Genomic DNA, 16,368 nt, shown 5'->3' on the forward strand with positions numbered 1-16,368 from the left:
TAAATAAAAAAATTGAAAAAGGTCTGACGATTACCTACTTTCACCTAGCGAATGCTAAACTATCATCGGCGTAAGTCCGTTTCACTTCTGAGTTCGGAATGGGATCAGGTGGTGCCAAACTGCTATTATCGTCAGTGGTGTATATAATACGCTTGTTTATATGAATGTCAAGAAACAATTCCAGATTGATCGAATAAATATAATGAGATTGGTCTTAGATATCTTGCGATAATGCTATAAGCTTTTTAGCCTGAAGTAGCTGGTACTCATCCGTTTCATCTTTTAAGTTTAGATTTAAGTGCCCCACTTTACGCCCTTTTCTTCCTTCTTTATTATAACTGTGTATTTTAACGCAATCTAAGGCAGCTAGATCTTTTGTACTTGGCATATTACCAATGCAATTTAGCATAATAGTTTTCCTACTATCTGTTGCACCTAATATCAGTCCAGCTATAGCTCTTACATGGTTTTCAAACTGTGAAGTTGTTGCACCATCAATACTCCAATGTCCACTATTGTGTACTCGAGGAGCTATCTCATTAACAACTAACTCATCATCCTTTACGAAAAATTCTATTGCAAGCGTACCAATATAACCGAGTTCTTTAACTAAAGTTTTTGCAACTTTTTGAGCTTTCTCTTCAAGAGCTTTATTTTCAAAAGGAGCAACTGATTCAACTAAGATTCCTTGCTGATGGATGTTTCTTGCTAATGGATAAAACACCACATTACCCTTAACATCCGCACTACAAACTTGAGAAACTTCATAATCAAAATCAACAAAAGCTTCATAGATTAATCCATCTGGAGCACCTTTAAGAGCATCCCATGCCTTAGTAACATCTTCTTTTGATTTAATTACAAACTGGCCTTTGCCATCATAGCCGAATCTACGCGTTTTAATAATAGCAGGTAGACCATGTTGCTCAACAGCTTTTTCCAAGGCTTCAAGACTAACAACATTTACAAACTTCGCCGTAGCAATATCGTGGTCTTGCATAAATGATTTTTCTAATAAACGATCTTGAGAGACAGCTATAGCTTTAGCTGACGGATATACACTTACCTCATGATTTATCGCTTTGATAAGCTCATGAGATATATTTTCATTCTCAAATGTAATCACATCAAATTGCTTAGCCCAATTTACAACTGCATTTACATCTTCAAGAGATATATCTGTTACGCTTCTTACAACTTCTGTAGCACATTCATCAAGCTTACCCAGACAATGGAATTCTAAACCTAATGGAGTACCAGCTATACTTAACATTCTAGCAAGTTGTCCAGCTCCAACAATTCCTATTCTCATATTATTATTGCTCCCTGGGATTTGGATTATCTAATACTGTTTGAGTTTGATTTACTCTAAATTTAGCTAATGCTTTAGCTACTTCACTATCTGTATGCTGAAGTATACTACCGGCAAAAAGTGCTGAGTTTTTAGCTCCTGCAATACCTATTGCAAATGTAGCTACTGGTATACCCGCCGGCATTTGTACTATAGACAGCAAGCTGTCATTACCACTAAGAACACTCGATTTTACTGGTACGCCTAGTACTGGTAAATCAGTCTTTGCAGCAACCATACCAGGTAAATGAGCAGCGCCACCTGCTCCAGCAATTATGACTTTTATACCTCTAGCTTTTGCAGTTTCTGCATACTCAAACATTTTATCAGGAGTACGGTGAGCAGATACAACCTCGCATTCATAGCCTATACCTAATTGTTCTAAAATATCACAGCACTCTTTCATAGTACTCCAATCAGATTTAGAGCCCATTATTACACCAACTACTATACTCATACTTTACTCCAATCTCTTATAACCTTAACCCAGGCCTTGCTTTCTAAAGCCTGCACTCTTTCCTTTAAGCTCTCAGCAGTATCATTATCCATAACATCACACTCAAGCTGTAAAATAATATCTCCACCATCTACCTTTTCACTAACTTGGTGAATAGTACATCCAGATTTTTTATCTTTAGCATCAATAACAGATTGATGCACTGCTAAATCCATAAGCCCAGCATGTTTTGGTAAAAGTGACGGATGAATATTTAAAATCCTACCATCAAAAGCATCTATAAACTCACCACTCAAAATCCTCATAAAACCTATTAATAATACAATATCTGGATTATGCTTCGTTATTTCTTGAATAAGCTCTAAGTCATAATCTTCACGAGTTTTATCTTTAGCACTAATAAATTTATTTAAGATCTTATGCTCATTTGCTCTCTCAAGAATATAAGCATTTTTACGATTAGAGATAACTAGCTCTATACTAGCATCTAGCTGAGAATCTGCAATAGCATCAATAATAGCCTGCATATTAGTACCACGAGTTGAGCCTAATACTACAAGTTTTAATTTTGACATTACTAACCTATTTCCTGATACTTACTACCACGCAAAAAGTTCATATATTTAACTCGTTCATTTATTAGCTCTTTTGTGCCAATATCTCTACGATGAAACATTTTTCCGTAAATATTTTTTACACCATTTTCAGCTTTTTGCTCTGCTTGTAAAATAGTATCACCCATTCCAAGTACTGCAATTGCTCTTGATCCTGTACCTATCAAACTGCCATCTTTAAAATCAACCGCACCTAAGAATAACTCAATATTTTCAGGGCATTGCGAAATATCTATTTTAAAGTTTTTAACTGAATTATTTGGATAACCAAGTGGTACTAAGTACTTACAAACAGTAGCTTGTTTTTTAAATCTAGCTTTGATTTTATCAAGTGAACCATTCGTTACTGCTTTTGCAATCTCAACAAAATCAGTTTCTAATAAGCTTAACAAATTCATTGCTTCTGGATCACCAAACCTGGCATTGTACTCAACAACTTTAGTATCAAATTTTGTAGCCATAAAGCCACCATAAAGTACACCCTGATAAGGTGTTCCAAACTTATCTTTCAAAGCATGAGCAACTTTTTCATTTATTTCTTTCGCTCTTTCGACATCGCTGTCAGACAGAAATGGTAAACTATGGTTAGCATCAGAATAGGTTCCCATTCCACCAGTATTTGGTCCCATGTCTTGTTCATGTGCACGTTTATGATCTTGCACCGCTGGCATATGTATAAAATTTTCACCATCTGTTAATGAAATCAGCGAAAACTCTTGCCCTACTAGCTTTTCTTCGATAACAAACTCTTTACCTGCATCAACTAAAGATTGGCAATGCTTAATAGCTTCACTCATAGAATGTAAATGATCACCCCATACAAGCACTCCCTTACCACCGCAAAGTCCATCAGCTTTTATCACGAATTGCTTTTCGTACTTTTTAAGAGTCTCTTCCACACCATCCATAGTTGTGAAAGTTTTAAAAAATGGATTTGCATTAATACCGTAATCATGGATCAACTGTCTTGTAAAACCTTTTGATGTTTCAAGCTGAGCATGATCTTTTGTAGGACCTACTACTGCTATACCCTCTTTTTTTAGCGCATCTGCTACACCAACCTCAAGAGGTGCTTCTGGACCAACTATCGCAAGCGTTATATTTTTATCATTCGCATATTCACATATTGCTTTAGCATCACAAACATCGGCAATATGATAGCCATCGGCAATCTTATCAATACCAGGATTTGTTGCCCCACTTAGACAATAAAGTTTATTATCAAGCGAGCTCCTTTTAACAGCTTTAGCAATAGCATGTTCTCTACTACCTGAACCAATTAAAAGAATATTCATATTTTGCTCCATTTTTAAATACTGACTAATATTTTTTACTATGCGCTGATTTATATCTTCTTTTTCTACCGGTGGGTTAAATTTTTCACCAGTTATCATCTCGTAAAGAGTTATATATTTTTGTGATAGCTCTACTACTAGCTCTTCAGGAGCTTGAGGTAAAACCTCATCATTATATGGGTCACAGTTTTTAGCAAACCATAATCTAAAAAATTCTTTATCTATATTTTCAGGCTCTTCACCATTTGCAAATCTTTCTTCATAACTATCTGCCAACCAAAATCTTGAACTATCTGGAGTATGTATCTCATCTATTAAAATAATCTCACCAGTTTGTTCATCAATACCAAATTCATACTTGGTATCAGCTAATATTAAACCATTCTCAGCAGCCTTTTCTTGCCCAAATGCAAAAAGCTCTAACGCCTTTTGTGATGCAAAATTCCATTGCTCTTGAGTTAACCAACCTTCTTTGACAATATCTCCCACAGATATAGGTCTATCATGATCTAACTCTTTTGTTGTTGGCGTAAGAATGTTTTTAGGTAATTTTTGATTTTTCTTTAACTCTTCAGCAAGTAAGTTACCACAATAATCGCGACTACCTTTTTCATAATGCGTCCAAAGTGAAGTACTTGTTGATCCTGTAATATATCCACGCACAACAAATTCTATTGGTAATACTTTGGCTTTCCTAGCGATAACCACATTTTTATCTGGAGAAGCTATAAAATGATTTTTAACGATATGAGAAGTATTTTTAAACCACCATACCGAAGACTGTGCTAGAACTTCACCTTTAAAGGGAATAAACCCAAGCGATCTATCAAAAGCTGACTGTCTATCTGTAGAGATCAAGATACTTTTATCACCAACAAAATACATATCACGGACCTTGCCGATATATTTATCTTTGATGTCAAGATTTGTAGTTTTTAATACATTTTTGATGTTATTTTGAATGATTTGTTTGTCAATCATTAGAGCATTTCCACCTTACCTGAAGTTGTAATAGTTCCAATCTTAGAAAGCTTAGTATTTGTATGTTTTTTAGCTAACTCTTGCATCTTAGCGTACTGCTCTTGGCTTGCAATAACTGTCATACCAATACCCATATTAAACGAGCGATACATCTCAAACTCGCTAATATCACCTATCTGTTGCATCACTTTAAATACCGCAGGAGTCTCAAAGCTATTTTTGTCTATTTTAGCTCCTAATCCTTGTGGTAGTACTCTAGGAATATTTTCAATAAATCCACCACCAGTGATATGAGCAATACCTTTAATATCGACGCCATTATCTAAAAAGTCATGAATAATATTTGTATAATTAATATGTGGCTCAAGTAGTACATCACCAATAGTTTTACCATTAAATTCAGGATAAGTGTCAGTGTGACTTTTACCAGCCACATCAAAGAAAAGCTTGCGTGCAAATGAATATCCATTTGTATGAAGGCCAGATGAACTAAGCCCAAACACTACGTCACCCTCTTTGATATTTTCTCCATTGATAACTTTATTCTTATCAACTACACCCGTAATCACACCAACCATATCTATCTCACCAGCTTGGTATACCCCTGGCATTTCAGCAGTTTCACCACCGACAAGAGACACCCCTGATTCAGCACAAGCTTTACTCATGCCTTTTACAAGCTCTTCCATAATATCTGCATCAAGCTTATCATGAGCAACATAGTCTAAAAATGTAATCGGCTTAGCACCCATAACCACAATGTCATTCGTAGCAGCAGAAAAAAGATCATAACCTAAATTCTCAAACTTACCACACATTACAGCAACTTTTGTCTTAGTACCTACACCATCTATAGATTGGACTAAAACGGGTTCTTCATAATTATTGATAATATCTTTTAAAGAGTAAAGAGAACCAAAGCTTCCCAAACCTGTAAGCACATCCTTTGTAAATGTTTTTTTGACATGATTTTTCATTCTATCAACAGCTTCATTTCCAGCTTCGATATTCACTCCAGCATCTTCGTATTTTAAGCTCGCCATTTTACTTCCTTATAGCATTATTCTTAAATTATTCAAGCTAATGAATATTCCATAACTTGCTAGTGAAACTGCAAACTATAGTTCATTAAAAAGCTTATAAATTACCACGCTATTATTATAGCATAGCCAACATAATGTTTAATAGATTGATAACACATACTAAGTATTTTAATAAAATACTATCCCTTAATTAGAGAAACACAGTATTCATTAAGGCTTTGAGCCTTCTCTTCTGAAAATGATTCTGTATAGCATCTTAACTCTGGAGCATTACCAGAAGGTCTTAGATGAATAACATCTTGATTTGCCAAGGTTACTCTAACGCCATCTGTAGTATCTATACTTTCCACACTGCTTTTACCTTCAAAATATTCTGAGATAATATTGTCCAACAAATCAGACTCTCCTACTAAAATTGCTTTCAATATCTCTTGACTATCTTCTGTTGCAAAATCATCAATTTTACTACTAGCAGTATATCTAGCGGGTAATTCTGCTAAAAGCCCAGAGACAGTACAGTTTGCCTCAACCGACATTAGAATAACTGCTAAAATTGGTAACACTGCATCTCTAGTTGGTAGAGCTGTCATTTTATTACCATTTACAGAGGTAATATCGTTTGCTGTTAAGAAACCACCATTAGCCTCATATCCAGCAACATTATTAGCTTTATCTTCTAATAGTGAGTTCATTGCCTCAATCACAAACGGTGAACCAATCTTTGTTCTTTCAATATTTTTGAAATGCTCAATTTTTTCAGCTACTGTATTACTACTAACAGGAGTCGCAATAGAATCTATACCCATGTGTTTAGCAACTAAAACGCCAACTATATCACCTTTAAGCCAATTACCAAACTCATCACTGACTAATGGTCTATCACCATCACCATCAGTAGAAACTATGCTATCAATGCTCTTATATTCTTCTGCCCATTTTTTTGCTAATTTAATATCTTCAGCACGAATCGCCTCTGTATCAACGGAAACAAATTTCGGTGAAAAACCTAGCAAAATCACCTTTGCACCAAGCCCTTCTAAAATCTCTTTCAATAATCCTCTTGCAACCGATGAATGCTCATATAAACCAATAGTTTTACCTTTCAAAGAGTCTGTCCCAAAAAAGTTTATAAATCTTTGGACATATTGAGTATGTGCCGATGCTTCAATGCTCGGTAGTTTTTGAGCTTCTAAAAATGTTCCATCTTTATCAAAAAAACCATCATCAATTGTTATTTCTTGACTAACAATCATTTTTTCATCTTCTTTGAGAACCTCACCATAAGGAGTATTAAACTTAATACCATTCCTATCTTCTGGGATGTGACTACCTGTAACCATTACAGATGGAATCTGATTAGATATGCCGTATAACATAACAGCTGGTGAAGATATTTCTCCACAATACACAGGCTCATAACCACTATCTAATACAGCTTTTATAACAGCTTTTGTAATTCTTGGGCTACTACTACGCAAATCATTTGCTATTGCAACTTTAGAGCCTTTTTGAATCTTATATTTTTGTTCCAAAAACTGAATAAATGCCTTAGTATATAACCAGCATATTTCGTCAGTCATTTTTACGACTAAGCCTCTTACTCCACTAGTACCAAATTTAACACCACTAGATACGATAACATCATTTACAGTTGCTTTTCTCATGTAACTCTCCTGATTTAATTTTATAATTCAAGCTATCTATTTAAGCTTTATTTGAAAAAGACTCATTAGGCGTCCTTTTATTATTTCAAATATTTTTGTTGGATATTTTCTAAATATATTTAAATAACTGACACTTATACCATTAACACTAAGTGCTTTTATAGTTTCTATATTGATTGTTTTTTTACTATCAAAATTACTTGTACTAACTCCACCAACAGTCATTTTAATTATGCACTTATTTATATAAAAGTATGATAATTGTTTAACAAGCAAAAGCCTCACAAACATTTCATAATCTGCCGCAATCTTAAAATCCAACCTATAATTACCATACTCTTGATAAACCTCTTTTTTAACATATAGCGTCGGATGAGGTGGCATGATCCCACATTTTAATTTTTTTGGGGTAAACCTCTTTGCACTATAGTATCGCAATATATTATTCTGATTACCTGCTGAAACATATGCTAAATCTGCAAATACCAAGTCTGGAGATTTTTCATCAAAAGCTTTAACTATATGGCTAACAACTTCACTATCGACATAATAATCATCACTATTTAATATCCCGACAATATCACCTGTAGCGACTTTTATGCCTTTATTCATAGCATCATAAATGCCTTGATCAGGCTCACTAATAACTTTAGCTATTTTATCTTGGTATTTATTTACTATCTCTAACGTATTATCACCACTTTTACCATCGACTATTATATATTCAATATCACTATGTGTTTGCGAAATAACTGACTTTATAGTATTTTCAATTGTTGCTTGTGAATTATAGCAAACTGTAATTATAGATACTTTCAACCTACACTCTCCAAAATATCTCTATAGATTTCAATCTGCTTGGCTATAATATAATCATTTTCATAAAGCTTGGCTGTCTTCATAGCGTTTACTGATAGTTTGTCATAATCATTATAATTATACGACTTTTTTATAATATCTTGTAAGTTATTATCCGTAACTAAAAATCCATTTTCTTGGTTTTTAATAAAATCTTTTCTAGTACCCACATCAAATCCTATAACAGGAACTCCATAACTCATAGCCTCTATGATAGTCAGTCCAAATGATTCATATAATAATGACGGTTGGATAAGGTATTTTGATTTTGATATATAAGACAAAGTATCTTGCCTTGAGCATTTGCCCTTAAAAATGATATTCTCAGCGTTATATTTAGTTTTCAACTCAGTTGTTATATCACCATCTCCAACAATAGTTAAGACATACTCGTTGCTAAGCTCGCTCAAAGCATCTAGCAAAGCATATATTCCTTTTGATTCCTCGAGCCTGCCTACATAAATATATCCATGCTTTGGTATATCTACAACATTTTCAGAAATTTTCATACCATTAGGTTTAAGCTTAATTTTATTCTCGTCGACACCTAATGACTTAACTTTTTCTCGTTGAAAATTAGTCAAAACAAAGAAGTAATCAATGTTCTTAAACGCCCCCATTAACTTGTAAAATGAAAAAGCTAATTGAGCAAGTAGACTTTGTATAGATGACTTCCTGTAACACTTATTTAAAACTCCAGCACTCGGAAGAGTTTTTTTAACACACAGCTCACAAACACCATGGCCATCTCGATAGAGTATCCCAGATATACACCATAATCTATAATTATGTAGCGTATGTATAGCCGTTGCACCTGCTTGCTTTGCAGCCTTAAAAACACTGGGGGTCAATAGTGGGAAAAAATTATGTACATGAACAATATCTATACCATTCTCTTTAACAATTTTCTTAACATTTCTAAAATGTTTTAACGAAAACCATATCCCATACAATAATTTTACTTTACTGATATCATCATTAGAAACTTCGTAAGACAGTACACAATCCTTACCAAGAGTTTTTTGTAGTGATTCTAATTCGTTTTGAAAGACTATATCTTCACCACCGACATTATTTGACTGATATCTATTATGTATAATGAGTATTTTCATAAGTATGCGTTTACCTGCTTACAGTCTTTAGCTTCTATAGAAAACTCAGACACTCCATTTAAAAGCCTTTGATATACCTTAGCATCAATACCTGAAATAATCTCTTGTAATTGCTGACTATTATTTGGATCAATCAAATAACCATTTACCTGATTATTAACTACCTCGCTAGCACCACATTTCTCACTAACAATTATTGGCATACCAAAATATAAAGCTTCCTCAACAACCAAACCCCAAGGTTCTATTTTACTTGGCAATATAAACACATCATGATTTAAAAATTCTTCTCTTAATTGAGAGTTTGCAATAGAGCCCTTAAAAGAGATATTTTTACCTGCAACACCTTCAAGATAATCTCTCTGCTCACCTTCTCCGACGATAGTTAAGCTACAATCACTCAATTCACTAAATATAGATATTAGTTGCTCTAAATTTTTAATTTCAGAAAGTCTACCAACATATAAAAACTTACGATTATATTGCCTATTTTGCTTATCAAAAGTAGGTTTATTGATAATACCAACACCTTCAGTAATTACAGAATAACCTTTAAAAGCTAATTCATTCAACAGAGATATGTGCAAACTTCCCGAAGCAAAAACTTTTGAGATTCGAGATAAAAATATTTTTTTAATAAAACCTGAAACCCCATTGGTTTTACTCTCATAAACTGTAGATTCTAAAACCATACAATTTTTTGATTTACTATTAGTAAACACTGTATACCAAAATTCTGGTAAGTCCCACCCACCAACTATTACATTTTTATATTTTGAAGACTTAAAAATAGATCTTAACTTCTTAATGCTTTTAAAAGCTTGCCTATCTTGAAAATTACCATCATGAAGTACTTTATAGTCAAAGTTACAGTTTTCTAAAGAAGTAAAATCGGCAGATCTTTTCTCGCAAGTATCTGTAGCAATAAAGGTGACTAAAATATTTAATTTTTTAGCAAGCTCATTGTATAAGTTAACTTTATAAAACACTGGTATATGAGTAATGATAATATAGTCATACATAACTTTTAATGCCCTCTACAAAATTTACGGACTTTAACTAAAACAGATACAATATAACTCTTGATTATCGGACCATATGGCAAGTTATACGACTTATTTATAAGAAATTTTTCTTTTAAGATTTTATTTAAACTTTGAGATGAAATACCTTCAAGGTCATATTTAGATATAGTTATATCTAAGTATTTTGCTTGCTTATCATTATAAAAATACTGCATAGTGAAATCTTGATCTCCACATATTTTATAAGTTAGATTATATCGAATTGCCTCACTTAATCTATAAAATGTTGATTGATGGCAGAGCATCATACCCAAAGCCATACTCTTAAGATCCAAACCTTGTTTGTATTTAAGTATTTTATGCCCGATATCAGTATTGCCGTAAACAATTCCTACACTTTCAGGAAAACTATTTTCAAAAACATTTTGTAGCACTTGATTAGAATAGAAACTATCGCCTGCATTCATAAAATTTAACCAACGACCACTAGCCAACTCTATACCTTTATTCATGGCATCATAAATACCATTATCAGGCTCACTAACCCACTTAGATATAGAGGATTCATATTTTCTTATAATATCTGTAGTACCATCAGTAGAACCACCATCAACAACTATATATTCAAAATTCTTAAACGATTGGTTAATAATACTTTTTATGGTTTCTTCGAGAAACTCTACACCATTATAAACTACTGTTATTATAGTTATTAAAGGAATACTAGAATTCGATTTGTTTTCACTAACAGATGGGCTAATAGACAAGACATTCTCCTATTTGTGTATAAGAATTACTAAGCTTTCTTGCCTCTTTTTTCCTTTAATTTAACGCCTATGTGCCTAAATATTCTCACATATTCATTATATCTTCTAATCACATGATCAGATGTATAATTAACATAAAACTTATACATAATAATATATGCAAAATCTAATACATTCTTTCGAACTTTAGGAGCTCCAACAATATCATAGAACTCTTCCATATAACCGCCAAGATCATGGCTCTTATTATCTTCATGAGTTCTAAAGCCTGATATCGTACTATTACAAATATGTAAATTAGCATGCTTAGCGAACTGATGCCACATAAAGAAATCACCTGCCATTTTATACTCGGCAAATTTCTTTAAGTCCATTTTATCTTGCAAAGATTTAGTCCAAAAAGTCGATTCTTGCTGAATTGATGGCAAACTAGTACCATGTATTCCTTTTAAAATTCTTTTTCTTGATGGCATCAGTGGCAACATTGTATTTTCAATAATTCCCTCTTTGTTATACCATACATTTTTAGCATTTATCCATTGAGCTTTATCACCGAACTTTTTCATCTCAGCAACAATTGTTTTAAATGCACTTGGCAGATAAAAATCATCAGAATTTATATATGCAACTATATTTCCAGTAGCTTTTGACAAACCTTTTGCTAGAGCATCATACATACCATTATCGGGCTCAGATATAAATCTCATTTCAAGGCTATTACAGAATATATCAAGCTCACCTTTTTCATGCTTTTGAATATATTTATTTACTATGTCACAAGTACTATCTTTTGAAGCTCCATCAACGAGTATATACTCCAAATCAAAGTCACCTCGCTGAGATAAAACACTCAACATAGTTTGCTCTATATACTTTTCTGAATTATATGATGGTGTTATTATTGATATTTTCATTTTTTTCTCTTTTTATTAGAAACAAAACAGAGTATTAAAGCTTCTTAACTTTAATAATATTCTCTTTACCTATGACGCCAACATCAAATTTAAATTTATTATCAGATGTTTTTAAAGAATCATCATAACGCTCATCACTTATATCTATAAAATTAACGTCAATAGAGTATTGGCCATTAAATATATTACATTTAAACTGATTGGTAATACTATACCTTTCTAAAGAATTTATATTTCTTATTATGTTATCTTCTGAATAAGGATTAAAAATTGATATCTTTCTACCAGTAATATCCATAACAGAAAAATCGACCTTAACCTCCTCATAGCTATTTTTAAAGACCACATCTACTTCAATAGTATATTCTGATCCAGTCTCTAAAAAGCTTGCATTCCCACCACCTGCATCATTCCAAACACAAATATTATTAATCAACACATCATTTTCTTCAACATTGTGATCTTTATCAGATGGAATATTCTCACAATTCATCTGATCAACACTTCCATTTAATACTTTAATTTCCTTTATTACACTTTCTTTATCAGAACTAAATAATGCCCTTTGATAGTAATATGCAACCTCCTTTGGTTCCCCATCAAGAAGTATTTGTCTTTCATGTAAGAAAATTGCTCTATTACAAAACTCTATCATTAAGGGAACGTTATGTGACACAAAAATAACTGTGGTTCCACCCTTCAATAACTCTCTAATTTTAATAAAACATTTATTCTGAAAAATAGCATCTCCAACAGCTAATACTTCATCAACTATTAATATTTCTGGTTTTACCGCAGTAGCTATGCCAAATGCCAACCTAGCTGTCATACCACTACTATAAGTCTTAACTGGCTGATTAATGTAATCTCCAATCTCTGCGAAGTTAATAATTTTTTCAACAGTTTGTTCTCTCTCTACCCCTTTCACCTTATTCAAATCTAAACTAAAACTAATGTTTTGCAAACCTGTCAACTCGGGGTTTATGCTACCTCCAAGCTCCAACATAGCATTTATATGACCATTAACATGAACTTTTCCTGATGATGGCGTCACGACTCCAGCAATCATTTTTAATAAAGTCGATTTACCAGCACCATTTAAACCAAAAATACCAAGCACTTCACCTTTTTTAATCTCTAGAGATACATCTTCTACAGCACAAAAATTTTTATAATACTTTTTACGAAACGGATTAAATGCCTCTTTTACTCTATCTCTAGCTCTTTCATAAATTTTATAATACTTTGAAACACCTTCTAAGCTTATTACTACATTTTTTTCCATTTAAATAACATCTCCAAAATGAGGGGTTAATCTCTTAAATATTAAAGCACCAATAAAAAGTATAAAAATCATCATCAACAAAAATATTACTGTTTGTGTTGGCTGTTGCCAAAACCATACACCATCGATAAATGTATTACGAAACCCTTGTATAATATAAGCCATCGGATTAAAGTCAAGGATAAATCTAAACCTTTCAGGAACAGCTTCTGGGCTCCAAAATACTGGCGTAAACCAAAAACCAAACTGAGTAATAAGTCCAACAACTTCAGAAGTATCTTTAACAAAAACTCTCAAAGCAGATGCCAACCAACCCAAACCTAATAGTAGTGTTACACTACAGAAAAGATAGTAAGGTAACTGCAACCAATATAAACTCGGAAAGTGCCCATTTAAAATAAAAACAAACATTAGTATAAATATCAGTACCAAATGTATTATAAAACATGAGAACACACTTATTAGAGGCAATATATTTATACTAAACGATACTTTTTTCACCAAAAATTCATTAGCAACAATAGCTTCACAACTCTTTGTAAAAGCTTCTGAAAAGAAAAACCATGGAATCATACCTGTTAAAAGAAATAATATCATGGAAGAACTGCCTCCAGAACCTCCAGGCCTAATACCATAAGTAAAAACAACCCATATTACTAGAATAAATGTAATTGGCCTTATAACTGCCCAAACAATACCCAGGTACGAACCAAGAAACTCTTCTTTGAAGTCATTATATGATAAAATAGCTATAAGTTTACTATTATTCTTTAAATGCTCAAGAAACCGATAGAACTCTTTTAAATACTTCATATTAGATTCAATACCTTACTGATATGTAAACACACTAAGAATTATAGCAAAGTTTCAAATAATAAGACAAGTAATTTACATAGACATCTTTGTCTTATTTAAACCCTCTTTTCAACAGTATATTCAAATTTTTATCAATTAGGCTCTCATTAATAATTTTTTTATTTTTGTAGTAGCTTCCCGACATTTAAGCATGGTTGTTTTTTTGGATCAATACTTTAATAGGTTTCCATATTTCTTTAGATATAGTGATCCAATTAATGCCGAACCATACTGATTTAAGTGTGCATTGTTTAGACCATCCATTTCTTGACTATCCATATAAACAACACTATTATCAACAGTGTTTGAACAATACCCATTAGCACAAACAATTTTTTTAGGATCTATTATTTCTAAACCCTGATATTTCTTCTGTAATGATCTTATATATTTAAGCTCAATATTTTGTGACTTTTCTACTGCACTTAATGATCTGCCACATGCTTGTGTCGCTGTAAATATTGTGTTTACACGAGTCATGCCACATGTTGGTCTAATGCCTTTTAACGATGGCCAGTCTAACAGGATGATCGGTTTTACATTTCTTTTCTTTAAAATTTTTATAACATTATCCATAAAATATAGTGATTTGTTATTTTTTAGATATTCATTATGAGTAGTGTAAGAATTCCACCAGCCTACGAGTATAAAATATTTAGGACGAGCTTCGTCTATTATAGCATTTATAATACCATCTATTTTTTTAGCTTGAATCATATTGTATACAACAATAACTTGAGTGCCTCCAACAGCTAATGTGCTAAGCTTTAGATTTTTAGTCCACTCATCAATCATTGATGCAGCGACTTCAGCATGAGAGTCTCCAAACACTACCACATCATAATTCTTATTGATTAGACCTTTAAGCTCTTCATCATTTTTATAACCATTTTCAGCCCAAATACTTTTATATTCATATAAGTTGTTTAGATTTTTTTGCCAGTTTAGATACTGGTAAACTAGAGAGCCATCCTGCCTTTGCGTAACAGCCTTAAAACCGCCAACAGTTTCATTAAACCCAAAATTGTTTATATATTTACTAGATAGTGCAAAACAACATGCAAATATTATTGGTACAACCCATAGTGCTAAAAATATTTTAAATAACCGAGCTTTGATACCGTACCTAAATGGTTTTTCGACAAGAAAGTAAGATATTATTGCAAGTATAATAAATAATATAAAAGCAAATAATTTTACAACATATGTCTTTTCAATACCGAGATAGTTTAGATAAGCAATTATTGGCCAGTGCCATAAGTATAAAGAATATGATATTAACCCAATAGCGACTAATGGTTTTATTGAGAAAAATTCATGTACAATGGAGTTTTTATTGCAATTTAAACCTACAAACATAAATAATGTAGCTCCCAAACATGCCATTACAGCACCAATACTTGGGTATTGAGATTTTAGGAATAATATTGGGTAGAGCATTAAAACTAATGATACTACCCCGAGTATGTTGGCTATCACCCGATTCAGAAAAAAACTTTTCTTAGTTACTACAATAGCTAGAATACAGCCAAACAATAATTCAAAGGCTCTTGTAATAGGGAAATAATAGTATGCGGGATTATCTTTATAAAAAAAATAAACAATAGAAATTATAAACAATATAGAGCTTGATATTAATAATCTGCGATACTTAGTTATAAAACTTTGATTCTTCCAGCCAATAGTTATATTAAATGCAAACATTAGACTAAGCGGCCATATTAGGTAAAATTGCTCCTCACCCCCCCCCAGAGACTATGTATGCAATAGAGGGATCAAAGATGAGTCTGTACTAAAGTACCCAAAAGATAGAAATTTAAAAAAGTATAGGTTAGATACTGATGCTATTGTAGCTACCAAAGATTTTGAATACTGTCTAAGATCTGCAGGCAATAATATTAACCATGCAAGAATTCTTTTCATTCTGCGAACATAGAAGTTTATAATAGAGAATGTCTCTTGATTTAACTCTCTTACAATAATAGAGGTTATAAGATATCTAGATATAACAAAGAATATATCACCTCCTAAAAAACCAGATTTAACCCAACTAAAATTCAGATGAAAAAATACTACTGATAAAACGGCTAAAGCTCTTAGACCATCGATATCTTTTCGATATTTTATATTGCTCATAAATTTTATAG

The 16,368-nt window shown here is 32.5% G+C and carries 15 protein-coding genes and 1 rRNA gene; all 16 read right to left on the reverse strand.

Annotated elements, in window-relative coordinates; all coding sequences use genetic code 11:
• Positions 1-21 precede the first annotated feature (21 nt).
• Positions 22-136 (reverse strand): 5S ribosomal RNA (gene rrf, locus FLM55_RS03180).
• Positions 137-214: 78 nt separating this feature from the next.
• Positions 215-1,312 (reverse strand): 5-(carboxyamino)imidazole ribonucleotide synthase, encoded by a 1,098-nt coding sequence (locus tag FLM55_RS03185; protein ID WP_178947976.1) that lies wholly within the window; start codon positions 1,310-1,312, stop codon positions 215-217.
• A gap of 4 nt (positions 1,313-1,316) precedes the next feature.
• On the reverse strand, positions 1,317-1,808 hold the full coding sequence (gene purE, locus FLM55_RS03190; protein WP_178947977.1) for a 5-(carboxyamino)imidazole ribonucleotide mutase: 492 nt from the start codon (positions 1,806-1,808) through the stop codon (positions 1,317-1,319).
• The gene (purN, locus tag FLM55_RS03195; protein ID WP_178947978.1) at positions 1,805-2,383 is read right to left on the reverse strand and encodes a phosphoribosylglycinamide formyltransferase; all 579 of its coding nucleotides are present in this window, start codon (positions 2,381-2,383) and stop codon (positions 1,805-1,807) included. The genes purE and purN overlap by 4 nt, the downstream gene beginning before the upstream one ends.
• A gap of 2 nt (positions 2,384-2,385) precedes the next feature.
• Positions 2,386-4,698 (reverse strand): phosphoribosylamine--glycine ligase, encoded by a 2,313-nt coding sequence (gene purD / locus FLM55_RS03200; RefSeq protein ID WP_178947979.1) that lies wholly within the window; start codon positions 4,696-4,698, stop codon positions 2,386-2,388.
• Positions 4,698-5,741: a phosphoribosylformylglycinamidine cyclo-ligase gene (gene purM, locus FLM55_RS03205; protein WP_178947980.1), complete on the reverse strand. Its 1,044-nt coding sequence runs from the start codon at positions 5,739-5,741 to the stop codon at positions 4,698-4,700. Before purM ends, purD begins: the two co-directional genes overlap by 1 nt.
• A gap of 179 nt (positions 5,742-5,920) precedes the next feature.
• On the reverse strand, positions 5,921-7,405 hold the full coding sequence (locus FLM55_RS03210; protein ID WP_178947981.1) for a phosphomannomutase: 1,485 nt from the start codon (positions 7,403-7,405) through the stop codon (positions 5,921-5,923).
• A gap of 36 nt (positions 7,406-7,441) precedes the next feature.
• Positions 7,442-8,224, reverse strand: coding sequence for a glycosyltransferase family 2 protein (locus tag FLM55_RS03215; protein WP_178947982.1), 783 nt, complete (start codon positions 8,222-8,224; stop codon positions 7,442-7,444).
• The gene (locus FLM55_RS03220; RefSeq protein WP_178947983.1) at positions 8,221-9,375 is read right to left on the reverse strand and encodes a glycosyltransferase family 4 protein; all 1,155 of its coding nucleotides are present in this window, start codon (positions 9,373-9,375) and stop codon (positions 8,221-8,223) included. The genes FLM55_RS03215 and FLM55_RS03220 overlap by 4 nt, the downstream gene beginning before the upstream one ends.
• Positions 9,372-10,397 (reverse strand): glycosyltransferase, encoded by a 1,026-nt coding sequence (locus FLM55_RS03225; protein WP_178947984.1) that lies wholly within the window; start codon positions 10,395-10,397, stop codon positions 9,372-9,374. Before FLM55_RS03225 ends, FLM55_RS03220 begins: the two co-directional genes overlap by 4 nt.
• A 5-nt stretch (positions 10,398-10,402) precedes the next feature.
• A complete protein-coding gene (locus FLM55_RS03230) occupies positions 10,403-11,167 on the reverse strand; it encodes a glycosyltransferase family 2 protein (RefSeq protein WP_256868910.1) in 765 nt (254 codons plus the stop codon).
• Positions 11,168-11,196: 29 nt separating this feature from the next.
• Positions 11,197-12,081, reverse strand: a complete 885-nt coding sequence (locus tag FLM55_RS03235; protein WP_178947985.1) for a glycosyltransferase — start codon at positions 12,079-12,081, stop codon at positions 11,197-11,199.
• 34 nt (positions 12,082-12,115) lie between these two features.
• The gene (locus FLM55_RS03240) at positions 12,116-13,366 is read right to left on the reverse strand and encodes an ABC transporter ATP-binding protein (RefSeq protein WP_178947987.1); all 1,251 of its coding nucleotides are present in this window, start codon (positions 13,364-13,366) and stop codon (positions 12,116-12,118) included.
• Positions 13,367-14,179, reverse strand: coding sequence for an ABC transporter permease (locus tag FLM55_RS03245; RefSeq protein ID WP_178947988.1), 813 nt, complete (start codon positions 14,177-14,179; stop codon positions 13,367-13,369). It lies immediately after the preceding gene.
• Between the two features lie 210 nt (positions 14,180-14,389).
• A complete protein-coding gene (locus FLM55_RS03250) occupies positions 14,390-15,925 on the reverse strand; it encodes an acyltransferase family protein (RefSeq protein WP_178947990.1) in 1,536 nt (511 codons plus the stop codon).
• 51 nt (positions 15,926-15,976) lie between these two features.
• Positions 15,977-16,357, reverse strand: coding sequence for an acyltransferase (locus tag FLM55_RS03255; protein ID WP_178947991.1), 381 nt, complete (start codon positions 16,355-16,357; stop codon positions 15,977-15,979).
• Positions 16,358-16,368: the final 11 nt, after the last annotated feature.

This window comes from Francisella sp. Scap27, assembly GCF_013394105.1.
Taxonomy (GTDB): Bacteria; Pseudomonadota; Gammaproteobacteria; order Francisellales; family Francisellaceae; genus Francisella; species Francisella adeliensis.